This window comes from Ursidibacter maritimus, assembly GCF_009761395.1.
Lineage (GTDB): Bacteria > Pseudomonadota > Gammaproteobacteria > Enterobacterales > Pasteurellaceae > Ursidibacter > Ursidibacter maritimus.
Genome location: NZ_LEKN01000001.1, coordinates 256,847 through 281,448 on the forward strand (window position 1 = coordinate 256,847; position 24,602 = coordinate 281,448).

A 24,602-nucleotide genomic window follows, 5' to 3' on the forward strand; every position below is an offset into this window, starting at 1 on the left:
TAGATTTTTTCCATTACACCTTAACTAAAGCGGTGAGATTAAGTAAAAAATTTACCAAATCTCACCGCTTTTATTAGTTAGTGTTTGATCTCGTTATGGAGCTCTTGGACAGAATAGACATCAAATTCATTAATATGATGTACGCCCACTGACACCGCATCTGCACCAGCAATCGTAGTGTAAATTGGTACTCGTTGTTGTAACGCAGTACGGCGGATTGAGTGGCTGTCGACAATGACTTCTGGATCGCCACTTACGGTATTGATGACCAGAGCGATTTCACCATTTTTCAGTGCATCGACAATATGTGGGCGACCTTCACGCACTTTGTTGATGGTTTGGACAGCAATGCCATTTTCACGTAAGAATTTAGCCGACCCGAAGGTTGCGCATAAGCCATAGCCTTGTTCTTGGAAACGTTTGGCAATTTTCAGTAAGGTATCTTTATCTTGATCAATCACAGACATAAAGACTTTACCGACTTTTGGAATACGTTCTCCCGCCCCAAGTTGAGCTTTAAAGAAGGCTTCTGCAAAGGTTTCACCAACGCCCATTACTTCACCTGTTGAACGCATTTCAGGCCCTAGGATAGTATCTACTCCTGGGAATTTAATGAATGGGAATACCGCTTCTTTCACAAAATATTTGTGTGGAATAACCTCTTCTAACGCATTCAGTTCCGCTAAAGTTTCTCCAGCCATTACTCGAGCAGCAATTTTAGCCAGCGATTGTCCTGTTGCTTTACTCACGAAAGGCACAGTACGGCTTGCACGTGGATTGACTTCAAGCACATAAATAACATCATTTTGTACTGCAAATTGAACATTCATTAAACCACGTACTTTAAGTGCAAATGCCATTTCTTTAGTTTGTCTGCGAATTTCATCAAGGATCTCACCGCTTAGGGAGTATGCAGGTAATGAACAAGCTGAGTCACCACTGTGAATACCTGCTTGCTCAACGTGTTGCATAATGCCACCAATAACAACATTTTCGCCATCACAAATACAGTCCACATCCACTTCAATCGCATTATTTAAGAAATGGTCGAGTAAGATCGGGCTATCATTTGAAACAGATACCGCCTCACGCATATATTTGTTGAGCTCATCATCGTTATAAACAATCTGCATTGCGCGTCCACCCAAGACATAAGAAGGACGAACGACAAGCGGATAACCCACTTCATTTGCTAGTCCTACTGCTTCAGATGCGTTGCGAGCGGTACGGTTTGCGGGTTGTTTTAAATTTAGGTCATTTAAAATACGTTGGAAACGCTCACGATCTTCTGCAGCATCAATGCTATCTGCGGATGTCCCGATAATATTCACTCCTGCTTCGTGTAACGCATTCGCTAATTTTAATGGCGTTTGACCACCATAATGTACGATTACACCCCAAGGGTTTTCTACTCGTACAATTTCAAGCACATCTTCAAGCGTTAATGGCTCAAAATATAAGCGGTCTGATGTATCAAAATCCGTTGAAACCGTTTCAGGGTTACAGTTCACCATAATGGTTTCAAAACCTGCTTCACGCAATGCTAATGATGCGTGAACACAGCAGTAGTCGAACTCAATCCCTTGTCCAATACGGTTCGGACCACCACCTAAAATCATGACTTTCTTACGATCTGATGGATTAGATTCGCACTCTTCTTCATAAGTTGAGTAGAGATATGCAGTATCTGAAGCAAATTCTGCAGCACAGGTATCGACACGTTTATATACAGGTAGAATATTTAAACTGCGGCGGTAATCACGCACTGTTTTCTCACTTACTTTGGTTAATTGAGAGATGCGTTTATCTGAGAAACCTTTGCGTTTTAAACGGCGTAATTCATCATAGTCTAAATCGCTGAACTGTTTTTTCTCCAAAGCCAGTTCTTCATCAATAAGATCTTTAATTTGAATTAAGAACCAAGGGTCGATTTTAGAATAGTGGTGAACTTCGTCTAATGAGAAACCCGCACCGAAAGCATCAGCAACGTAAAGAATACGCTCAGGACCCGGGTTAGCTAATTCACGACGGATTTTTTCAGGTTCTTCCGAAAGTAAATTGAAACCACAGATACCTGTTTCTAAGCCACGCAAGGCTTTTTGCAAGCTCTCTTGGAATGTGCGTCCCATTGCCATTACTTCGCCAACCGACTTCATTTGCGTGGTTAAGCGATCATCGGCATTTGCAAATTTTTCAAAGGCAAAACGTGGGATTTTGGTTACGACATAGTCAAGTGTTGGTTCAAAAGACGCAGGAATTAAACCACCCGTAATATCATTACGTAACTCATTTAAGGTATAACCTACCGCTAATTTAGCAGCGACTTTTGCAATCGGGAAACCTGTTGCTTTTGATGCAAGGGCTGAAGAACGGCTTACACGAGGGTTCATCTCAATGACGATCATCTCACCATTTGCAGGGTTAATCGCAAATTGAACGTTAGAACCGCCTGTATCTACCCCAATCTCACGCAATACCGCAAGGCTGGCATTACGCATAATTTGGTACTCTTTATCTGTTAAGGTTTGAGCTGGAGCAACGGTAATAGAATCGCCTGTATGTACGCCCATTGGGTCAAAGTTTTCAATAGAGCAGATGATAATGCAGTTGTCGGTTTTATCACGCACCACTTCCATTTCATACTCTTTCCAACCTAATACAGATTGCTCAATCAGTAATTCGTGAGTGGGTGAGGCTTCAAAACCACGTTCACAAATTGCCATAAATTCATCGCGGTTATAAGCAATACCGCCACCTGAACCACCCATTGTGAAAGAAGGACGGATTAAGGTTGGATAGCCTACTTGTTCTTGTGCAGTTAGTGCTTCTTCAAAGCTATGACAAACAAAGGATTTCGGGGTATTTAAACCGATTTTGGTCATCGCATCTTTAAAGCGACCACGATCTTCCGCTTTATCAATCGCATCTTCTGTTGCACCGATTAACTCGACATTGTATTTTTTCAATACACCATTGCGAGATAAATCTAACGCACAGTTTAATGCGGTTTGTCCGCCCATTGTTGGCAAAATGGCATCTGGACGCTCTTTTTCGATGATTTTCGCAACAGTTCGCCACTCAATCGGCTCAATATAAGTTACGTCCGCCATATTCGGATCGGTCATAATCGTTGCAGGGTTAGAATTGACTAACACCACTTTATAACCTTCTTCACGCAACGCTTTACACGCCTGCGCTCCCGAATAGTCAAATTCACACGCCTGCCCGATGACAATCGGACCTGCTCCAATAATTAAAATTGTTTGTATGTCTGTACGTTTTGGCATTTTGTGGTTCTCTTTGGTTAATCTGATAAATTATCTGTATTTCATCTTTATACAAGCGGTCACTTCTTCACAACATTTTGCAAATTTCTCTTAAAATTCCACCGCTTGTCAGGGTAATGTAAAATTCCCTTCTCCAACTTCAATCACATTCCCACCAACATAAATTGTCTGTTGTTCATCAAGCCTTAAAGAAAGGCCGTTTGGTCTGCTACATTTCCTCATCACCCAAGCTATCCGCTTGGGGAAATACCGCCAGTGGATTACCACCAAAATGGCTTTCGGCAAAGACGTTAACCAGTTTGAATGGGTAAGTTCGCATCAGTCTTCTACTCCAAATGTCTATCAGCTACTAAGCTGTTTTCGCCTTTCTCAATTCAGTGATAAAACGGTCAAATAAGTAGGCAACATCATTTGGGCCTGGGCTGGCTTCTGGATGCCCTTGGAATGAAAATGCTGATTGATCAGTTAATTCAATACCTTGTACGGTTCCATCAAATAAAGATCGGTGAGTCACTCGTACATTTGCTGGTAGGCTAGCTTCATCCACTTCAAAACCGTGGTTTTGGCTCGTAATTAGCACTTTTTGGCTATCGAGATCTTGTACTGGGTGGTTGGCACCGTGGTGTCCGAATGTCATTTTTTTGGTTTTACCGCCTGCGGCTAAACCTAGTAGCTGATGCCCTAAACAGATGCCAAAAATTGGTTTTTTCGTGGCTAATAATTTTTGAATAGCGGAAATTGCATAATCACAAGGTTCTGGGTCGCCTGGCCCATTGGATAAGAAAATACCATCTGGATTTAACGCTAATACCGCCTCTGCTGATGTTTTTGCTGGTACTACGGTTAAGCGGCAACCACGTTCTGCTAACATTCTTAAAATGTTATGTTTTACCCCAAAATCGTAGGCAACGACGTGAAATTCAGGTTGATTTTGTGTTTCGTAAGCTTTGCCATTATTTGATACAGGTAAATGCCATTCACCTTCCGTCCATTGATAAAGCTCGTTGCACGTTACGCGTTGAGCAAGATCTTGACCTGCCATTGAGCCGAAGCTTTTTGCTAATTCCAAAGCTTTGGCTTCATCTGTACCCACATAAATACAGCCTGCTTGAGCACCTTTATCACGCAGGATACGCGTTAAACGACGAGTATCAATATCAGCAATCGCAACAGTTTTATTTTTTATAAGGTAATCTTGGAGGGAAATATTAGAGCGGAAGTTGCTGTGTAAAAGAGGAAGATCACGAATAATTAAACCTGCGGCATAAACGGAACGGGATTCTGTGTCCTCATCATTTGCCCCGGTGTTACCTATATGGGGATACGTTAAAGTAACAATTTGATGATGATAAGAAGGATCGGTAAGAATTTCTTGATAACCTGTCATTGCAGTATTAAAGACCACTTCACCAATAGTGAAGCCATCATAACCAATGGATTTTCCGTGAAAAACTGAACCATCTGCAAGAACAAGAATTGCTGGTTTCGACATTATTTTACTCCTAATAATAAAGTCTGTTGGTTGGTACTTTCGAGTCGCCATTAACCTTTGCTAGAAGTAGGCGACTAAGTTTAATAGAGCAAACGATTGCATTCAAGTTAAACTTTTGAAAAGTGCCAATATAAGCACAAATTTTATTTTTAATTCACACAAATTGCATTTTTATGCAAGTGTAAACAACTAATCTCAAATTTTATTTTTATCAAGAGATACAAGCGGTTAGAATGTTGCGTTTTTTACAAAAGTTGAGAGTTGGATGAAAAAGATAGAATTTGGCGATCAGTTGATCGCAATTGTAAAACGAGATGTAGCCCCAGCATTAGGCTGTACTGAACCAATTTCGCTCGCGTTGGCATCTGCTATTGCAGTCTCATATTTAGGTTCAGATTTATTGCAGATTCAAGCAAAAGTTTCCCCAAACTTAATGAAGAATGGGATGGGGGTAACTGTGCCTGGAACAGGTATGGTGGGATTGCCGATAGCCGCCGCAGTAGGTGCGATTGCAGGCGATGCTAATGCAGGATTGGAAGTGTTGAAAAATATTCAACCAAAAGATGTCGAACTCGCAAAAGCAATGCTTAATGCCAATCAAGTCAGAGTTGATATTGCCAATGTGGATTTTCCCCTTTATTCCGAAGCTCTTGTATTAGGTGAACAAGGTTGGGTTAAAGTCTGTATTCAAGATTCTCATACGAATGTTGTACTGATTGAGAAAAATGGCGAGATTTTATTTCAAAAGCAAGCAGAAGTGCTTGAGGTAGTCGATGACTATCAATTTTTTGAACAACTTACTGCACAAGATATTTATGACTTTGCAATGCAAACTCCCCTTGAGGAAATTGCGTTTATTGCTGAGGCAGCCAAGCTCAATAGTGCCTTGTCTAAAGAAGGTTTAGAGAAAGAGTATGGCTTACATATTGGTAGGACGTTAAGAAAACAGATTGAACTTGGGTTACTTTCAAATGACTTACTTAATCGAATCGTAATTGAAACGACAGCCGCATCAGATGCTCGAATGGGAGGTGCGTTACTCCCTGCGATGAGTAATTCAGGCTCAGGCAATCAAGGAATTGCTGCCACAATGCCATCGGTCATTGTTGCTCGCTTTGTTAATGCAAATGATGAACAACTGATCAGAGCATTATTTCTATCACATACAATTGCAATTTATATCCACAGTAAATTACCAAAACTCTCCGCATTGTGTGCGGTGACAACCGCTGCAATGGGAAGTGCGGCGGGAATGGCATATTTACTAGGTGGACGTTTTAATGCCATTAGTATGGCGATTTGTAGTATGATTGGTGATATTAGCGGTGTGTTATGTGATGGTGCAGCAAATAGCTGTGCAATGAAAGTTTCTACGGGTGTTTCATCTGCTTATAAAGCGGTACTAATGGCGTTAGATAATAGCCGAGTAACAGGCAATGAAGGTATTGTGGAGCATAGCGTAGATAAATCAATCAATAATCTTTGTGCGATTGCTACGAAAAGTATGGTGCATATGGATAGGCAGATCATTGAAATAATGAGCACAAAAGATCAAGATTGCTAATTTTAATAACAGAGAGGTTTTATGGCAAACAACACACATTCTCCTTTACCGTTATGGTCAGTTATTTTACCTATTTTGGCGTGGGTTATTTATTTTGTTGGGGTAAAAGATAGTTTATGGCTACAAATTGGTGGCGGTGCATTGTTAATTGGTAGTGTTCTTTCTGCCGTTCACCACGCTGAAGTAGTGGCTCACAAAGTGGGAGAGCCATTCGGTACCATTATTTTAGCCTTAGCGATTACTGTCATTGAAGTGGCACTTATTGTATCGCTCATGATCGCAGGCGGTGATAACGCAGCATATCTTGCACGAGATACCGTATTTGCAGCAATTATGCTGATCTTAAATGGTATTTTAGGTGGCTGTTTATTGATTGGTGGACTTAAACACCACGAACAATTTTTTAGTAAAAAATCTGTTAGTACGGCATTAGTTACGCTTATTTCAATTTTAGCGTTTACCCTAATTTTGCCGAACTTTACCACCACAACCGAAGGCCCAACATATAGCCCATCACAGTTAGTCTTTGTTGCGTTCGCATCGTTAGTGCTTTATGGAGCATTTATTATGGTGCAAACCGTTCGTCATCGTGATTATTTCTTAGCGGATGATGATAACCCAGAGCATCACGCCGAACCACCATCGACCAAAGTAGCGTTAATCAGCTTGTTGCTGTTAGTCGTTTGTTTAGGCATAGTTGTCTTACTTGCAAAAGCATTATCACCAACAATTGAGAGTATGGTAGTAAGTGCAGGTGCACCACTTGCACTAGTTGGGGTTATTATTGCTGCGGTAGTGCTAATGCCAGAAGGGTTAGCTGCTTTAACTGCTGCCAGCCGTAACCGTCTTCAAACGAGCGTAAACTTAGCATTAGGTTCGGCATTAGCTAGTATCGGTTTAACCATTCCATCGGTTGTTATTGTATGTCTAATGTACGACATCAATATGGTTTTAGGCTTAGACTGGAAATCAATGGTTTTACTTGCATTATCCACCTTTGTGGTAATGGTTTCACTCAACCACGGACGTTCTAATATGCTCTACGGTATCGTGTTATTAGTAAATTTAGCCGCATACGTTTTCACAGTGATTGTGCCTTAATTATTCAGTAAATTTAAAAGCGACCTAATTTTATAAGAAATATGATCTGCATCCCAAAAGTTCGAAAATAGCTAACTGATTAAGGTGCAGATTTTTTATAAAACAGTGTTAATTACCAATTAATAACGCCTAACTTCAGGTGGCGTATAATGGGCAATAAAATGGGTGATTTCATTCAAATCATCGGAGAATAGTGTTTTTTGGCGGTCGGTTGCGGTTAAAAAGCCTTGCTCGACCATCTTATAAAAAAATTGTTGAAGATGTTGGTAGTAATTGTCGCTGTTAAATAGGATACAAGGGTTATTATTTTGCCCGATTCTTGCCCACGAAATCACCTCGCTGATTTCTTCTAAAGTTCCTGGACCACCGGGTAGAGCAATATAGACGTCTCCAAGTTCAATCATTTTTTGTTTACGTACAGACATTGAATCAACGCTGATCATTTCTGTTAAGCCTGTATGAGCAAGTTCTCGTTCTTGTAAAAAGGTTGGCATAATGCCGATTACTTTACCTCCGTTTTCTAAGACAGTGTTGGCAATTAAACCCATTAGTCCTGCATTTCCGCCACCATAAATGAGAGTATGCCCGTTTTGAGCAATCCATTGCCCTAATTGGATAGTAGCTTGTTGATGTTTTGAGTTATTACCAAGACTTGCCCCACAATAAACGGTAATATTCATTTCTTTTTCTTCCTATTTTCAGTAAAGTGTACCGAAATCATAACAAACTTTTAAGGTAAACCAAATGCAGTTTTCAGAGTATCAACAATGGGTGAGTGAGTTCTATCAACAACAAAATTGGTATCGTCACGATGTTTTTAGACGTTTGGCTTATTTATCTGAAGAAGTCGGGGAAGTCGCGTGTGCTGTACGAGCCATTGAAATTGGACGTGAGCGTCCAGATCAGATTGAACAAGATCAAACACAAAAACGTGAAAATCTGATTGAAGAACTTGGTGATGTATTTGACAACTTATTTATTTTGGCGGATAAGTACAATATTTCGATTGAAGAAGTGATGCAAAAGCATCAAGCAAAATTTATTAAACGTTATGTGGATGATGTTAAGTTATAAATGTTCAAACTCAATCTGACAGCCCATGTTTAAAATCACAGTGTCTGTCAGATTAATTTGAGCTTAAATTCTTTTCTGCCTAAATTCATCCTTTTGGCAGTCTAATGTTTGGATGCCTAAAATGCACTCAAAACATTGGGATAATACAGTGAAATTTAGAGCTAATCTATTTCAGCCGCTAAAAATAAATCCACTTTTGCGCTATGGTCTGTAAGAACGCTTAACAAGCGTCCTTTATTCTCTACTATCTTATGACTAAAGACTATTCTGTCATCTCTTCAAAATCTAACAATTCTGGTGAAAGAATAATGCCTGTAAGGTCAGCATAGACATAATCTTCAGGTAGGAATGTGACGCCACCAAAATTGACTGGGGTATCAATTTCACCAACAGACGTATCTTCTGCCCCCACTGGAATCGGTGCCAGCGCTTGAATACCAATATCTAAGCTTTCTAACACATCAATTTGGCGTACAGCACCATTAACAATAATGCCTTCCCAGCCGTTATCTACGGCAAGTTGAGCCAATTCCGCATCAATCAATGCTCGGCGAACTGCACCACCACCATCAATTAATAAAACTCTGCCTTGTCCGTCTTCCTCTAAAACTTCGGCAATCAAGCCATTACTTTCAAAACATTTTACTGTGGTAATTTTTCCGTGAAAGGTAGAATTTCCTCCGAAGCTCGAAAAAATAGGTTCGACTACATCGACTTGATCGGAATAAATATCACAGAGTTGAGAGGTATCGACACGCATAGCGTCCTCCTTTTTATTATGAATATCGGGGTTGAAGTATAAACCTTTGCAAAAAATTGAGCAAATCTAACCGCTTGTTTTTGTATCTTGATGTTCTCGGTGGATTCGCCATAACATTCTTGCATCTAAATTAGATGAAGAGATCATCGTTAAAAAGACCGCGGCACCGAAATAGAACGCTGCATCGCCCACTGAGAAGCTAATAATTTGCCCACGTTCTACCAATGACATCATCAGTGCTAACACGAATAAATCCAACATAGACCAACGTCCAACAAAATGGACATAATGTAACAATTTCATCTGCCAATGGATTGGGTGTTTCCAACGAAAATGGATAGCAAGTAATAAATATAAAATCACACCTACTTTGCTAAACGGCACAGCAATACTCGCAATAAATACGATTGCGGCCACCGTATAGCTTCCCATTGAGATAAAGAGTAACACTCCGCTCATTAGTGAGTCTGCGGAAGTTGAGCCTGCAAATTCCGTTGATGAGATCGGTAAAATATTCGCAGGGATCATCATAATCACCCCAGCAACAAGGGTTGCCCAAACACGTTGTAATTTAGCACTATCAGGAATTGCCAAGTTGGTTTCACAACGTGGGCAACGTTGTCGCCCTTTTTTATCGACAATATTTTCATCGAAAGTGTAATCACATTCAGGGCAAAGTGTTGGCTGTGATGGGTAATCGGGGGAAAGCGAATGATATTCAGGGTAAAACTCATTCCACAATCGGTTCGGATCAATTTTGATAAACAACAAAATCGTCAGAATGGTGGTTAATACAAAAGGAAGCAAATAAATATCAAAAGAAAGCGGGGCATATTCACGTACCTTGAAAGCGGCAACCGCTAGAGCCACTAAATAAACATCAAGCATCACCCACTGTTTTGCTTTTTTGAGAAAAATCAGAGTGTATCGAGGACGATAGCCTAATAAACGTTGTAAACGCAAGGAAATCACTAATAATGCAAAAGAGATAGGCATTATGACCGAGCAAATTAAAATCATAAAAGCAGTGTAAGGGAAACCTGCAGTTGCCATCTTCCATACTCCACCCCAAACCGAAGCGTCAATCGGCACACCTAATAGGTCAATGCTCATCAATGGAAACCATAGTGCAAAGGGTAATAAAATCAAAATAGAAAGGGCAATAATCGTACAACGTCTTAATCCCCAGCGATTGCCTGACTGTAAGACCTCATCACAATTTGGGCAACAAGCGGTCTGATTATGCAGATCTTTTGCAATATTCACAACCGTATCGCATTCTAAGCAACGTTGTAAGTAGTGTTCTTCTTTTTTCATTTCATTAGGGCTTTGGCAACAGGAGCAAAACTTTTACGATGGAAAGGCGTTGCGCCCAATTCCGCAAGTTTTTCAAAATGCAATTTGGTTGGGTAACCTTTGTGTTTAGCAAATCCATATTCCGGATAACGTTGGTCGAGTTCTGCCATTTCAAGATCTCTTGCTACTTTCGCAAGAATAGATGCAGCACTAATTTCAGCCACCAAGCTATCGCCTTTTACTACCGCTTGAGCAGGCATTGTTAATTTCGGAATACGATTGCCATCAACCAATACAAAATCAGGCTGAATCGCCAATCCTGCTACCGCCCGTTGCATTGCTAACATTGTTGCGTGCAAAATATTGAGTTGGTCGATTTCATCAGGTTCCGCACGTCCTAATGACCAACAGCGTGCTTTTTGTTTAATTTCTTCGGCTAAGGCTATTCGGCGTTTTTCAGATAATTTCTTAGAATCGGCTAACCCTGTAATAGGATTATTGGGGTCGAGAATTACCGCAGCAGTAACGACCGCTCCAACCAAAGGTCCTCGCCCTACTTCATCAACACCAGCAATAAGTGTCGCTTGTGGATAGACAAAATCACTCATCATTTTTCTTCCAAAGAGTATGGCAACGGAGCGATTGAAAGCATTACATTACCAAGACGGAATACGCTTTCTGCTTCAACCTCTTTATTCATTACAACTTGCACCCAAAGTTGCCCTTGATATTGCTGAACGGCTAAAATTGTGCCTGTGGATTTCCAGTTTTGTTCAATTTGCATCTCAACACTTGAGCTAACCTCTGGCAACGTGATTTCACCTTGAACATTACCCACTAACGTGAATAATGCTCGTTTATTTGCCCCACGATATTTTGCTCTTGCGACTGTTTCTTGCCCGATATAGCAGCCTTTTGTAAAGGAAATTGCTTGATCAAGTTGCTGTAAATTTGTGGCTTGTGGTATCAATTCAAACTGATTTGCTTTATACAATAAAGGAATACCTTGTTGAATATCAAGCAAATCCCAATCGCTACCTTTCCCTGTGGTTTCTAAGGTTAAATTACCCCATAACAGATAGCGAGTAGGCTCAGTTGATATGCGACAAGCGGTTACATTTTCGTGAAATTTTGCAAAAATCTCACCGCTTGTTGTGCCATAAATCGCGTCCCCTGTTTCCGTAAAAGTCACTTTAGAAAATACAGCATATTTTTTTAATTGCACCAAGGCTTCAGGTAACAAATCGACTGGCATTATCGCCACAAATTTTGTTGCAGATTGACGGAATAAGCGGAACAGAGCACTCATTTTACCCCTAGGATCACAATGGCAAGTTAAGGTTTGTTCGCCTTCTGCAAGTTTTGTTACATCGCAAGTTAATTGACCTTGTAAATATTTTTCAGCGTCTGCACCTTCAATATCAATAATGCGATATTGTTCAAGCTTGACGCATAAATCAGGTTGGAATGTGGTAATTAAAGAAAATGTTTCGCTCATATTTTGCTCTTTGTTTTGCGAGAATTTGACGGAAATCATACAACGATTTTAAATAGACAACAAATATTGTTGGTTTTGATATTCATAAAAAACGGTAGGTTTCCCTACCGTTCTCTGTTATTTAACTTACTATTTACCTAAGTTATCGAAGAAATTTTTCACGCCATCAAAAAAACCTTGATGTTTCGGACGATTTTTACCGGTTCCTTCTAAACTTTCTTCTAATTTACGCAGTAATTCTTTCTGATCTTCATTGAGTGAAACTGGCGTTTCAATAATAACTTTGCAGATTAAATCTCCTGCATAGCCACCTCTTGGAGAAGACACGCCTTTGCCACGCACTCGGAAAAGTTTGCCTGTTTGCGTTTCAGCTGGGATTTTTAATTTCACTCTGCCATCTAGGGTTGGTACTTCGATCTCGCCACCTAATGCAGCCATTGTGAAACTAATCGGTACTTCGCAATAGAGATTTGAGCCATCACGCACAAAAATATCGTGTTCTTTAACGTGGATAACCACATATAAATCGCCAGCTGGTGCGCCATTTTCCCCAGCAGCCCCTTCGCCTGATAAGCGTAATTGATTGCCAGTATCAACACCTGGTGGAATAGTAACAGAGAGATTTTTGGTCTTATGCACACGTCCATCACCGTGACACGATTTACAAGGTTTCTCTATTTTTTTACCTGTACCGTGGCAAGTTGGACAGGCTTGTTCTGTCATAAAGAAACCTTGCTGACGGCGAATGCGTCCTGAACCGTGACAGCTTGGGCAAGTATCAACTTTACTGCCAGATTCTGCACCGCTACCGTGGCAAGTATCACATTCCGCAAGTGTTTGAATACGAATATCTTTTTTCACGCCACGAACGGCTTCTTCAAGAGTGATTTCAAGGTTGTATTGTAAGTCATCGCCACGCACAACACGCTGACGACCACGTCCGCCACCAAAACCACCGCCAAACATTTCGCTGAAAATATCTTCAAAGCCACCGAAACCGCCACCACCAAATCCGCCGAAGCCACCGCCTCCGCCAAATCCACCTTGCTCAAAGGCTTGATGACCGTATTGGTCGTACATTGCACGTTTTTCGCTGTCGCCTAACACTTCGTAGGCTTCTTTGATCTCTTTAAATTTTTCTTCTGCTTCTTTACTGCCTTGGTTTTTATCAGGGTGATGTTTCGCCGCCAAACGCTTATAAGCACGTTTGATCTCTTGCTCACTTGCCCCTTTGCTTAATCCAAGGACTTCATAATAATCACGTTTTGACATAAATCTTCCGTTTTAAATTTGTAAAAATTTGCTGGAATTTGACCGCTTGTAATATTTCCCCTCTTTAGCAAAGAGAGAGCTTTTTAACAATGTGCCACAATCGAGACAAACACATCAACCTTTCCATCTGGCTGATACTGTTCAAAATCAACCGTAAAGGCACGTCTTAACAAACCTTGTTTTCCTTTGCGATTGATGCTTTCCCACGTTTCGCCAAGTAACTCAACTTTAGTACTAAATTTTTCATACCAAGTTAAATCTTCAATCATAATTGGCATATTTTGATTTGGTGTTTCTGTTGCAATCGCAAAATCATAACCTTGTTCGGTATAGTTGAAATAAACTCCATAACACTGACTATTTTTAGGTAATTCAACCGATTGCCAAAGTTGTTGAAAATCTTGGCTAATTGCTGTGTTGTCTAATGTTTTTGTGATGATTGGGTAAAGTTTCATTTCGGTTTCTTTGCAAAGTTTTGGTGAAATCTAACCGCTTGTTAAGTACGAGTTTAAGTCTAGGCTACCAAATATCCCTGATGGCGCTCGTGTCCACACGAGTGCCTTTTATACATTTCAGCACCCGTTAAAAAGGGGCGCTATAGGGGGATTTCAATTGCAGAAATGATAAAGTATAAATTCTATAAAAATTACTTTGTCTTTTTGTGGTATTCAGTAGCTATAAATTCTTGTAACAAATCCAGTTCAGTATTAAACTCATCTAATAATAAACTAAATTTATTGATATCACTTTCAGTAAGTAATTTCTCTAATATGATATAAATATTTTCTCTCTTTTCATATTTAAAAAGATCGCTAAGTATGTTTTTATTTGCAACAAATACTCTCTTTATTTGAGCTATATATTTTTCTTTACTATCGTATTTATTGTATGACAAATGGCTAATACAGATTTTCTCAGGATAAGAATCTTTAGTTAAACATTTTATTAACCAAGCATTTGTATTTTGTATTTTGTCAACTTCTTTTCTAGCACTATCAAGTTCTAATAAATAGTCTTTATTTTTACTATCATTGTATTCATATACAAAAAGCCCTACTGGAATAATAATGCCAACTAATACAGTAGCTATTAAATTACGTTTTATCCATAAAGAAATATTTTTTAGAATATCTTTTACAACCATAATATTTCCTCCAAATTTTATACGTTAAAAGGGCGTATGCAATACGCCCCTACATTTTCACACAGAAAGACTACTTATTATCCTTCACTTCTTCAAACTCAGCATCCACTACGCTGTCATCTTTGTGGCTTTGTTGGGCTTGTTGCTGACCTTGTTGAGCTTGTGCTTGACCTGCTTGGATAAGTGGCTCAGACACTTTCACTAAAGCTTCGATTTTCGCTTCAATGTCTGCTTTATCTTCGCCTTTTGCTGCTTTCTCAAGCTCTGCAACGGCTTCTTCGATCTTCGCTTTATCATCTGCATTTAACGCATCACCAGCTTCAGTGATTTGTTTACGCGTTGAGTGAACAATCGCGTCAGCTTGGTTACGAGTTTGGACTAACTCTTCAAATTTACGGTCTGCTTCTGCGTTTGCTTCTGCATCACGCACCATTTGCTCAACTTCAGCATCACTTAAACCAGAAGAGGCTTTGATGGTGATTTTTTGTTCTTTACCTGTGTTCTTATCTTTCGCTGACACGTGTAAGATACCGTCTGCATCAATATCGAACGTTACTTCAATTTGTGGCATTCCGCGTGGTGCAGGTTGGATACCGTCTAGGTTAAATTGACCTAGCGATTTGTTATCACTTGCACGCTTACGTTCACCTTGTAATACATGGATAGTTACTGCGCTTTGGTTATCTTCCGCTGTTGAGAACACTTGGCTATGTTTCGTTGGGATTGTGGTATTTTTCTCAATAAGTTTTGTCATTACGCTACCCATTGTTTCAATACCTAATGATAACGGTGTTACGTCTAATAAAAGAACGTCTGTTACATCACCCGCTAAAACACCACCTTGTACAGCCGCACCGATTGCAACCGCTTCATCTGGGTTTACATCTTTACGTGGTTCTTTACCGAAGAATTCAGCCACTTTTTGTTGCACTAATGGCATACGAGTTTGACCACCCACTAAAATCACATCATTGATTTCAGATACTGACAATCCTGCGTCTGCTAATGCGACTTTTACTGGCTCTAATGAACGAGCAACTAAATCTTCAACAAGCGCTTCTAATTTTGCACGCGTTACGGTTAAAACCAAGTGTTTAGGGCCAGTTGCATCCGCTGTAATGTACGGTAAGTTTACTTCCGTAGATTGTGCTGATGAAAGCTCAATTTTCGCTTTTTCTGCCGCTTCTTTCACACGTTGCATTGCCATTGAGTCGTTGCGTAAATCAACAGCTTGTTCTTTTTTGAACTCTTCTACTAAGTAGTTGATTAAACGGTTATCAAAGTCTTCACCACCTAAGTGAGTATCACCATTGGTTGCACGCACTTCAAAGGTTTGCTCGCCATCAAAGTTATCAATTTCGATAATAGATAAGTCGAATGTACCACCACCCAAGTCGTAAACTGCGATGATTTGGTTCTCTTTTTTAGAGTCTAAACCGTAAGCTAATGCTGCTGCTGTTGGTTCGTTTATAATACGTTTTACTTCTAAACCTGCGATACGACCTGCATCTTTAGTTGCTTGACGCTGTGCATCGTTAAAATATGCTGGTACTGTAATTACCGCTTCAGTTACTGACTCGCCCAAGAAATCTTCCGCAGTCTTCTTCATTTTTTTCAATACTTCCGCAGAAATTTGTGGCGGTGCCATTTTTTCGCCTTTTACCGTTACCCACGCATCGCCATTGTCAGCTTTGCTGATTTCAAATGGCATAATTTCAATATCACGTTGTACTTCAGCATCTTCAAAACGACGACCGATTAAACGTTTGATTGCAAATAAGGTATTTTTCGGATTTGTGATTGCCTGACGTTTTGCAGGCTGACCAACTAGGGTTTCTTTGTCGGTATAAGCAATAATTGATGGTGTTGTGCGTGCACCTTCTGCATTTTCAAGCACGCGTGGTTTATCGCCGTCCATTACGGCTACACAAGAGTTGGTTGTACCTAAGTCAATACCAATAATTTTTCCCATTTTTAATTCTCCAAATAAATTTGTATGTTCGTTAAAGTTAGCTACAAAATAGGGTTACTTCGCTACATTTCAAGCCAACTTAAAAGATTTTTTCAAAAATAAACGGGAAGTAATTTGACGTTCCCGCTCAGACGGAACAATAAATAGAGATAAATTTGAGAGTTTCAAGGGCTAAGGTAAAAAAATTTTCAAAATTTAATGAAGAATGCGGATTAACTATATCACCTATCCCACAATGGCTGCCACCACTGTGGGTTTTTAATATACCAATCCACTGTTTTTGTTAAGCCTGTTTCAAAGGTTTCTTCTGGCTTCCAGCCTAGTTCCTGTTGAATTTTACTTGCATCTATTGCATAACGCTTATCGTGCCCTGCTCGATCTGCAACAAACGTGACCAACTGATTAAAATCATCAATGTCGGCAATGTGTTCTTGGTAAGCGGTTAGTTTCCCTTGTTTTTTTGCAAAATTGAGCAACGAACAGACCGCTTGTACGACATCAATATTTCGTTTCTCATTGTTGCCACCAATATTGTAGCTTTCCCCAACTTTTCCTGAGATAAACACTTGGTAAAGGGCTTTAACGTGATCATCAACAAATAACCAATCTCGAATTTGATCACCATTACCATAAATCGGCAAAGGCTTGGCGTGTAACGCATTTAAAATCACTAATGGAATTAACTTTTCAGGATAATGATAATAACCGTAATTATTGGAACAGTTAGTAATAATGGTAGGCAAGCCGTAAGTTCGATACCACGCACGAACTAAATGATCGCTCGCTGCTTTTGATGCAGAGTATGGGCTACTTGGGGCATAAGGCGTTTTTTCGGTAAAAAGTGTTTGTTTATCATCCAAATCGCCAAACACTTCATCGGTTGAGATATGAATGAACCGAAATTGGTTTCTTTTCGCTTCATTTAGCTGTTGTAAATAATGACGGCTACATTCTAATAGTGTGAAAGTCCCTACAATATTGCTATCAATAAAGGCTTTTGCACTGTCAATTGAACGATCAACGTGGCTTTCTGCCGCAAGATGAAAAATGGCATCAGGCTGATATTTGCCAAAAGGTGCAGAAATCTGACCGCTATCAGCAATATCAACCTGTTCAAAATAGTAACGTGAGCTATGGCTAACTGTTTCAAGAGAGGATAAATTCCCTGCATAAGTGAGTTTATCAATGTTTACTACGTTGTGCTCAGTATGCTCAATTAAATAGCGAATTAACGCAGAACCAATAAAGCCCGCACCGCCTGTTACGAAAATGGTTTTCATCATTTTGCTTATATTTTTAGGAAAATTAATAGAGCGCTATTCTAAAATGTTCTTCACAAAAAGAAAATCAACTAAATTTTGCGTTAGATCAAATCTTGATTGAACCTTATACTTGTTAGATAATAGACAAGTATTATAAAAATTTAATAGGTTTACAAATGAGTGATATCGTTGTCCCACTGACATTCACTGACGCGGCAGCGAAAAAGGTGAAAAGTTTAATTGAAGGGGAAGAAAATCCAAATCTGCGTTTACGCGTGTACATCACTGGTGGGGGATGTAGCGGATTTCAATATGGATTTACTTTTGATGATGAAATCAATGATGGTGATTTGACTATCGAAAATCTAAGTGTGGGACTAGTGGTTGATCCGATGAGCTTACAATATTTAATCGGTGGTACTGTCGATTATGTAGAAGGGTTAGAAGGCTCTCGTTTTGTTGTGAACAATCCTAATGCAAGTTCAACTTGTGGCTGTGGTTCTTCTTTTAGTATTTAAGGTTGTTAAATCGGATGTATAGCAAGATAAAAAGCTAGGTTTTATATCAATTAATGTCAAAAGTAAGACATCATCTATAAAAACTTATCAGAAAATACCGCTTGTTGTTCAAAAGTTGGTTGGATCGTTTAACAACCTATATTAGAATAGCCCTTTTTTAACCTAGGGATATCCCTTTAACCACAGAGAGCTTAAAATGAACTCAAACCGTAGTTTACTGATTATGGGCTTACTGCTTGTGTCGTTCTTGATTTTTACGCAATGGCAACAGGACTATAATCCTGAAATCCAAGCACAAAAACAGGCACAAGCACAGGCCCCACAACAAGTTGCCCAATCGAGTGATGTACCTGCATCGTCTAATGCAAGTTCACCTCTTACTGAACAATCAACTAAAGGCAAAACAATCACGATTGAGAGTGATGTATTACGTTTAACCGTTGATACATTAGGTGGTGATGTTGTTGATTCGGATCTATTAAAATTTAATGCGGAGCTGAATTCTCAAAATCCATTTGAATTATTACAAGACAATGAAAAAATCCAGTATATCGCCCAAAGTGGTTTAGTTGGTAAAAACGGTATTGATACCAACTCTGGTCGTGCTCAGTATCAAGTAACAGCGGATAATTTCCGTCTAGCCGATGATCAAAATGAACTTACTGTGCCGTTAGTATTAGAAAAAGATGGTGTAACTTATACCAAAACCTTCACATTAAAACGTGGTAGTTATGATATTGCGGTAAATTACACGATTAAAAATAACAGTGCTGAAACTGTGGAAGTTCAACCTTACGGGCAAATTAAACATACTTTAATTGAAAGCTCAGGTAACTTCGCAATGCCTACTTATACTGGCGGCGCTTATTCATCTTCAGAAGCAAACTATAAAAAATATAGCTTTGATGAGATGGCAAAAGCAAACCTATCTATTGATACCAAAGCTGGTTGGGCCGCAATTTTGCAACACTACTTTGTGTCTGCTTGGATCCCAAATCAAGATGCGGAAAATAACCTTTACACTCGCACAGCAAACGGTGTAGGCACTATCGGCTATCGTGGCCCTATTACTCAAGTTGCTCCAAATAGCGAAGCAACCATTAAGAGCAATTTATGGACTGGCCCGAAAGACCAAGATGCAATGGCGGCAGCAGCAAATAACTTTGATTTAACCGTAGATTATGGTTGGGCTTGGTTTATTGCAAAACCACTATTTATGCTTTTAACCTTTATCCAAAGCCTTGTAACTAACTGGGGTATTGCAATTATTGGGGTAACAATTGTAGTAAAAACAATTCTGTACCCGCTCACCAAAGCTCAATATACCTCAATGGCAAAAATGCGTATGTTACAACCACGTATTCAAGAAATGCGTGAGCGTTTCGGTGATGACCGCCAACGTATGAGCCAAGAAATGATGAAATTGTATAAAGAAGAAAAAGTAAACCCAATGGGTGGTTGTTTACCAATTCTGTTACAAATGCCAATTTTCATCGCACTTTATTGGACATTTATGGAAGCGGTAGAACTTCGCCACGCTCCATTCTTTGGCTGGATTCAAGACTTATCGGCACAAGACCCATATTACATTCTGCCATTACTAATGGGTGGCTCAATGTTCTTATTACAAAAAATGTCGCCAACACCAGTTGCAGATCCAGTACAACAGAAAGTAATGAACTTTATGCCTGTACTCTTTACAGTATTCTTCTTATGGTTCCCGTCAGGCTTAGTACTTTACTGGCTAACGTCTAACCTAATTACGATTGCACAACAATGGTTGATTTATCGTAACTTAGAGAAGAAAGGTTTACACACTCGTGTGAAAAAATAATTCTATTTAGTTGAAAAACCTGTGTTCTTGAGCACAGGTTTTTTATTTCAAATTCATATAAGCATTCAACCTTAACAAGCGGTCAGTTACCGCCGATTTTTTACAAGTTATGACACAATTATGCCCTTGCCAATCTGGAAAAACCTATCAGGAATGTTGTCAGCCATTTCATCTTACACAACAATATCCTAGTACAGCAGAACAGCTAATGCGTTCACGTTATTCTGCTTATACTCAAGTAAACATTGATTATATTGTGGCAACCACAGTGCCAAGCCAACAAGCTCTACTTGATAGACAAGCGATGGAACAATGGGGCAAATCAACTCGTTGGGCAGGATTAGAAATTTTGGAACATAAGCCTGCTATTTCAAAACAGCACAGTACCGTAGAGTTTAACGCCTTATTCCAAACTGAATCGGGTATAGAAGCTCATCACGAAATTTCTCTCTTTGTGAAGATCAATAATCGCTGGTTTTTTGTTGATCCCACCGTTCCATTACCCACACAGAAACAACCTTGTATCTGTGGTTCAGGTAAGAAATTCAAGCATTGCTGTGGGATTATCTAATTTCGACTGATTTCTTAGGTACGAGGATTACATCTAAAATAATATATGATTTTGAGATCAGCAGAGTCAAAGACTGAGTTTATTGGCGTAAAGTGATATACTCAATTCATATATAAAATGAGATAAAAATAGGATAAAAATGAAACAACTCGTAATTTTAGGTTCTACGGGATCAATTGGTTTAAGTACCTTATCTGTCGTAGATCATAACCCAGAACAATATCAGGTATTTGCTTTAGTGGGTGGGCGTAATGTTACCTTAATGACTGAACAATGTGAGAAATATCAACCTCGCTTTGCTGCTCTTGATGATGAAAATGCCGCAAAGCAATTAACCGATAATTTAAAACAAAGAAATTGTAAAACGGAAGTTTTCGCGGGGCAAAAAGCCATTTGTGAATTAGCTGCTCACACTGATGTTGATATGGTAATGGCAGCTATCGTTGGTGCAGCGGGGTTATTACCCACTTTATCTGCAGTACAAGCAGGGAAACAGGTACTGCTCGCAAACAAAGAATCGTTAGTAACTTGTGGGCAAATATTTATTGATGAGGCGAAAAAATCTGGGGCAAAATTACTTCCTGTGGATAGCGAACATAATGCAATTTTTCAATCACTACCGCCAGAAGCTCAGCAACAAATTGGTTTTTGTCCATTAGCAGAATTAGGCATTAGCAAAATTATTTTAACGGGTTCCGGTGGTCCATTCCGTACGAAGTCTTTAACAGAATTTTCAACGATTACACCTGCTCAAGCGGTTGCTCACCCAAATTGGTCTATGGGGAGAAAAATCTCCGTTGATTCCGCCACAATGATGAATAAAGGATTGGAGTATATTGAAGCACGTTGGTTATTTAATGCCACAGCAGATGAAATGGAAATTATTATCCACCCGCAATCGATTATTCATTCAATGGTTCGCTATGTCGATGGTAGCGTAATTGCTCAAATGGGAAACCCCGATATGCGAACGCCGATTGCACACACAATGGCGTATCCAAACCGTATTTACGCTGGAGTAGAGCCTTTAGATTTCTTTAAAATTAAAGAATTAACCTTTATTGAGCCTGATTTCCAACGTTATCCTAATTTAAAATTAGCCATTGATGCTTTTGCCGAAGGACAATATGCAACAACAGCAATGAATGCAGCAAATGAAATTGCAGTTGAAGCGTTTTTAAATGAGCAGATTCGTTTTACTGATATTGTCGATATCAATCGTAGCGTGGTGGAAAATATTGCTCCGATAAAAGTGAAACAAATAGCAGATGTGTTACATATAGATAAACTTGCTAGGGAGCTAGCTCATCAAGCAGTCCTTCATTACTAAACAATAGAAAGCGGTTTGATTTTAGATATGTTTTGCAAAACTATTTACCAATCAAACCGCTTGTTTATTATCAAAACGAACTAATCTTCTTGCGAGCAGTAAACTTAACTTATCTACGATATTCCTTTATTATCTCATTTGGTTTTATAACATTCCGATTCGTTCTAAATATTAATTTACTTTTTATAACTAAAAGTAACAAAAGCTATTTAAAATAAGTAAATATTTTATGGATGGCACTTGAAGAATCGATCTCAACACGATGCTCATAAGGTGGAAAATTGAAATATCAGTGGATTTTATTTGATGCGGATGAAACGCTGTTTTCGTTCAACTCATTTTTAGGGTTAAAAGTAATGATGGAACGTTATGGCGTGCCATTTAATGAACAAGATTATGAGCAATTTCAAGCGGTTAATAAACCGCTTTGGGTCGCTTATCAAAATAAAGAGATCACAGCACAAGATTTACAAAGAATTCGCTTTGAAAAAATAGCACAACAGACAGGGCAAGAGCCTTTGGCGTTAAATCACGAGTTAATGGCAGAAATGGCATTGTTAAGCCAGCCATTAGAAAATGTAAGGGAAATGCTAGATAGCTTATTCGGTAAAGTAAAAATGGCGATCATTACCAATGGCTTTCAAGCTTTACAACAAAAACGCTTAGAGAATACGAGATTAAATAAATATTTTGATGTGGTCGTTGTATCTGAAACTGTTGGAGCAGCTAAACCTGCACCACAAATCTTTGAATCAGCTTTTGCACAAATGAGACATGTTGATAAACACGCTATTCTAATGGTTGGCGATACGTTATCTTCTGATGTGCAAGGTGGAATTAATGTCGGAATCGATACTTGTTGGTTTAATCCAACAAAACAACCAAATAGCACAACAATTCAACCAACTTATGAAATTGCTGAGATTCTTGACTTAGTGAAGATTGTAAGCGGTTAGATTTAATGAAAATTTTACAGAAGTGAGCTGATTATGAAACTACAACAACTACGTTATATTGTCGAAATTGTGAACCAAAATCTCAATATTACTGAAGCGGCGGAAGTGCTTTATACGTCTCAGCCAGGGATCAGTAAACAAGTCCGCTTACTTGAAAGTGAGCTTGGGATCAACATTTTTGAGCGAAATGGCAAGCATATTAAAGGACTAACGCCGGCGGGCGAAAAAATTGTAGCAATTTCTCGTGAGTTATTAGTGAAGGCTCAAAGTATTAAATCGGTAGCGGAAGAACAAACTCGTCCAAATCGTGGGGTCTTGCGTATTGCTACAACCAATACACAGGCTCGTTATATGTTACCTGATGTGATTGAAAAATTTAAAGCAAAATATCCTGAAGTTAGCTTACATTTACATCAAGGCTCTCCAAATCAAATTTACGATGCCTTGATTGCAGGGGAAGTCGATCTTGCAATTACCACAGAAGCACAATATCTCTTTGAAAATGCGATATTATTACCTTGTTATTTATGGAATCGTTCAGTTATTGTCAAACCTGATCACCCTTTAGCACAATTAGCGAAACAAAATCAGAAATTAACGGTCGAAGAGCTTGGTAAATATGATTTAATTACCTATACCTTTGGATTTACAGGTCGCTCCGATCTCGATCACGCTTTTAATAAAGTAGGTATATTGCCAAATATTGTATTTACCGCAACGGATGCTGACGTAATCAAAACTTATGTTCGCTTAGGGCTAGGGGTTGGTATAATGGCATCGATGGCATATACGCAGTATGATAAAGATTTGGTTGCAATTGATGCAAGCCATCTTTTCCAATCAAGTATGACGCAAATTGCATTTAAACGCGGAATGTTCTTGCGTAATTATATGTATGATTTTATTAGCTATTTTTCACCACATTTAACTAAAATGAAGGTGGAGGAAGCTGAGCAGTTGCGGGATAACAATGCGATTTTACGCTTGTTTGAAAGCACCAATTTAGAGGAAAAATAATGAAATTATTAAATAAGTTTGTGGTATTAGCGTTCAGCTTTTTGGGCTTAAGTGCCAATCTTGTCGCAGAAAATTTTAATCTGAAGTATAGCTCGAATTATTTAATGCCCGCTTACGTTCATTTCAAAAATGATGGCAAAAATTATTCAATTCAGTCAAAAATAAATGTGCCTTTATACAATATTGTCTTTACAGCCAAAGGTTATGAAAGCAATAAACAGTTTAATATGTTAAGTTATCGAGATTCTCGTAACGGTAAAACTTATGCGATGGCTGAATTGGATTCAAGTACCATTCAATATGGTAAGGTAAAAGAACCACTGAAAAAAGAATCGCTAACATTACCAACATTTGATTTATTTACGCTAGCTTTCCAATTAAGTTACTACGATAAGTTACCAAATAGTTTCCAAACAACCAATGGTAAAAAATTATATCCTTCAGAAAATGTAGCACTCAATAAATCGCAAAAAAGTCTCCAAGTAAAAGGAAATTCCGTTGAAGAAATTACCTATCGATTTAAAACCGGTGATAAATATATTACGGTGAAGAAATATGTAGGTGAAAAATTCCCACGCTATATTTCATATAGCCGAGATGGCGATAACTATGAATTAACATTTGATAGTTTTGTGACAAACTAATTGAGATATA

The 24,602-nt window shown here is 39.0% G+C and carries 22 protein-coding genes and 1 pseudogene; 10 read left to right on the forward strand and 13 right to left on the reverse strand.

Going from position 1 to position 24,602, the window contains the following annotated elements:
- Positions 1-77: 77 nt before the first annotated feature.
- The 3 genes and pseudogenes from carB to carA form a co-directional block, all read right to left on the reverse strand.
- On the reverse strand, positions 78-3,287 hold the full coding sequence (gene carB, locus A1D26_RS01250) for a carbamoyl-phosphate synthase large subunit (RefSeq protein ID WP_157402300.1): 3,210 nt from the start codon (positions 3,285-3,287) through the stop codon (positions 78-80).
- A gap of 211 nt (positions 3,288-3,498) precedes the next feature.
- A pseudogene (locus A1D26_RS01255) lies at positions 3,499-3,606 on the reverse strand (PhzF family phenazine biosynthesis protein); the annotation flags it as partial.
- A gap of 30 nt (positions 3,607-3,636) precedes the next feature.
- Positions 3,637-4,779, reverse strand: coding sequence for a glutamine-hydrolyzing carbamoyl-phosphate synthase small subunit (gene carA, locus A1D26_RS01260; protein WP_157402301.1), 1,143 nt, complete (start codon positions 4,777-4,779; stop codon positions 3,637-3,639).
- 265 nt (positions 4,780-5,044) lie between these two features.
- On the opposite strand from carA, the gene A1D26_RS01265 reads away from it, so the two are divergent.
- Complete coding sequence (locus A1D26_RS01265) at positions 5,045-6,343, forward strand: L-cysteine desulfidase family protein (RefSeq protein ID WP_157402302.1); 1,299 nt, start codon at positions 5,045-5,047, stop codon at positions 6,341-6,343.
- A gap of 21 nt (positions 6,344-6,364) precedes the next feature.
- Positions 6,365-7,444 carry a calcium:proton antiporter gene (locus A1D26_RS01270; protein WP_157402303.1) on the forward strand — a complete coding sequence of 360 codons (1,080 nt, stop codon included), beginning with the start codon at positions 6,365-6,367 and terminating at the stop codon, positions 7,442-7,444.
- 119 nt (positions 7,445-7,563) lie between these two features.
- Here A1D26_RS01270 and A1D26_RS01275 read toward each other — a convergent pair whose 3' ends face one another.
- A complete protein-coding gene (locus A1D26_RS01275) occupies positions 7,564-8,124 on the reverse strand; it encodes an LOG family protein (protein ID WP_157402304.1) in 561 nt (186 codons plus the stop codon).
- 64 nt (positions 8,125-8,188) lie between these two features.
- On the opposite strand from A1D26_RS01275, the gene A1D26_RS01280 reads away from it, so the two are divergent.
- Complete coding sequence (locus A1D26_RS01280) at positions 8,189-8,518, forward strand: MazG nucleotide pyrophosphohydrolase domain-containing protein (protein ID WP_157402305.1); 330 nt, start codon at positions 8,189-8,191, stop codon at positions 8,516-8,518.
- 262 nt (positions 8,519-8,780) lie between these two features.
- Here the strand turns inward: A1D26_RS01280 and rraA are convergent, their stop codons facing one another.
- The 9 genes from rraA to rfbB all read right to left on the reverse strand — a co-directional run bounded on the left by rraA (position 8,781) and on the right by rfbB (position 17,740).
- Positions 8,781-9,278 (reverse strand): ribonuclease E activity regulator RraA, encoded by a 498-nt coding sequence (gene rraA, locus A1D26_RS01285; protein ID WP_157402306.1) that lies wholly within the window; start codon positions 9,276-9,278, stop codon positions 8,781-8,783.
- A gap of 66 nt (positions 9,279-9,344) precedes the next feature.
- Complete coding sequence (locus A1D26_RS01290) at positions 9,345-10,595, reverse strand: paraquat-inducible protein A (RefSeq protein ID WP_157402307.1); 1,251 nt, start codon at positions 10,593-10,595, stop codon at positions 9,345-9,347.
- Positions 10,592-11,185, reverse strand: a complete 594-nt coding sequence (rnhB, locus tag A1D26_RS01295) for a ribonuclease HII (protein WP_157402308.1) — start codon at positions 11,183-11,185, stop codon at positions 10,592-10,594. Before rnhB ends, A1D26_RS01290 begins: the two co-directional genes overlap by 4 nt.
- On the reverse strand, positions 11,182-12,072 hold the full coding sequence (gene ygfZ / locus A1D26_RS01300) for a CAF17-like 4Fe-4S cluster assembly/insertion protein YgfZ (RefSeq protein ID WP_157402309.1): 891 nt from the start codon (positions 12,070-12,072) through the stop codon (positions 11,182-11,184). The genes rnhB and ygfZ overlap by 4 nt, the downstream gene beginning before the upstream one ends.
- A 129-nt stretch (positions 12,073-12,201) precedes the next feature.
- Positions 12,202-13,344 carry a molecular chaperone DnaJ gene (gene dnaJ, locus A1D26_RS01305; RefSeq protein WP_157402310.1) on the reverse strand — a complete coding sequence of 381 codons (1,143 nt, stop codon included), beginning with the start codon at positions 13,342-13,344 and terminating at the stop codon, positions 12,202-12,204.
- 83 nt (positions 13,345-13,427) lie between these two features.
- Entirely contained in the window at positions 13,428-13,799 is a 372-nt protein-coding gene (locus tag A1D26_RS01310; protein WP_157402311.1) for an AraC family transcriptional regulator, read from the reverse strand.
- Positions 13,800-13,990: 191 nt separating this feature from the next.
- The gene (locus tag A1D26_RS01315; protein ID WP_157402312.1) at positions 13,991-14,488 is read right to left on the reverse strand and encodes a hypothetical protein; all 498 of its coding nucleotides are present in this window, start codon (positions 14,486-14,488) and stop codon (positions 13,991-13,993) included.
- Positions 14,489-14,558: 70 nt separating this feature from the next.
- Positions 14,559-16,460, reverse strand: a complete 1,902-nt coding sequence (gene dnaK / locus A1D26_RS01320) for a molecular chaperone DnaK (protein WP_157402313.1) — start codon at positions 16,458-16,460, stop codon at positions 14,559-14,561.
- A gap of 221 nt (positions 16,461-16,681) precedes the next feature.
- On the reverse strand, positions 16,682-17,740 hold the full coding sequence (gene rfbB, locus A1D26_RS01325) for a dTDP-glucose 4,6-dehydratase (protein ID WP_157402429.1): 1,059 nt from the start codon (positions 17,738-17,740) through the stop codon (positions 16,682-16,684).
- A gap of 158 nt (positions 17,741-17,898) precedes the next feature.
- Here rfbB and erpA point away from each other — a divergent pair, with 158 nt between their 5' ends.
- The 7 genes from erpA (at position 17,899) to A1D26_RS01360 (ending at position 24,592) form a co-directional block, all read left to right on the forward strand.
- A complete protein-coding gene (erpA, locus tag A1D26_RS01330) occupies positions 17,899-18,240 on the forward strand; it encodes an iron-sulfur cluster insertion protein ErpA (protein WP_157402314.1) in 342 nt (113 codons plus the stop codon).
- A 196-nt stretch (positions 18,241-18,436) separates the two neighbouring features.
- Positions 18,437-20,074 (forward strand): membrane protein insertase YidC, encoded by a 1,638-nt coding sequence (yidC, locus tag A1D26_RS01335; protein WP_157402315.1) that lies wholly within the window; start codon positions 18,437-18,439, stop codon positions 20,072-20,074.
- A 109-nt stretch (positions 20,075-20,183) separates the two neighbouring features.
- Entirely contained in the window at positions 20,184-20,645 is a 462-nt protein-coding gene (locus A1D26_RS01340) for a YchJ family protein (RefSeq protein WP_157402316.1), read from the forward strand.
- A 139-nt stretch (positions 20,646-20,784) separates the two neighbouring features.
- Complete coding sequence (ispC, locus tag A1D26_RS01345; RefSeq protein ID WP_157402317.1) at positions 20,785-21,975, forward strand: 1-deoxy-D-xylulose-5-phosphate reductoisomerase; 1,191 nt, start codon at positions 20,785-20,787, stop codon at positions 21,973-21,975.
- A 281-nt stretch (positions 21,976-22,256) separates the two neighbouring features.
- Positions 22,257-22,931 (forward strand): pyrimidine 5'-nucleotidase, encoded by a 675-nt coding sequence (gene yjjG / locus A1D26_RS01350; RefSeq protein ID WP_157402318.1) that lies wholly within the window; start codon positions 22,257-22,259, stop codon positions 22,929-22,931.
- Between the two features lie 33 nt (positions 22,932-22,964).
- The gene (cysB, locus tag A1D26_RS01355; protein WP_157402319.1) at positions 22,965-23,948 is read left to right on the forward strand and encodes an HTH-type transcriptional regulator CysB; all 984 of its coding nucleotides are present in this window, start codon (positions 22,965-22,967) and stop codon (positions 23,946-23,948) included.
- Positions 23,948-24,592, forward strand: coding sequence for a hypothetical protein (locus A1D26_RS01360; protein ID WP_157402320.1), 645 nt, complete (start codon positions 23,948-23,950; stop codon positions 24,590-24,592). Before cysB ends, A1D26_RS01360 begins: the two co-directional genes overlap by 1 nt.
- Positions 24,593-24,602: the final 10 nt, after the last annotated feature.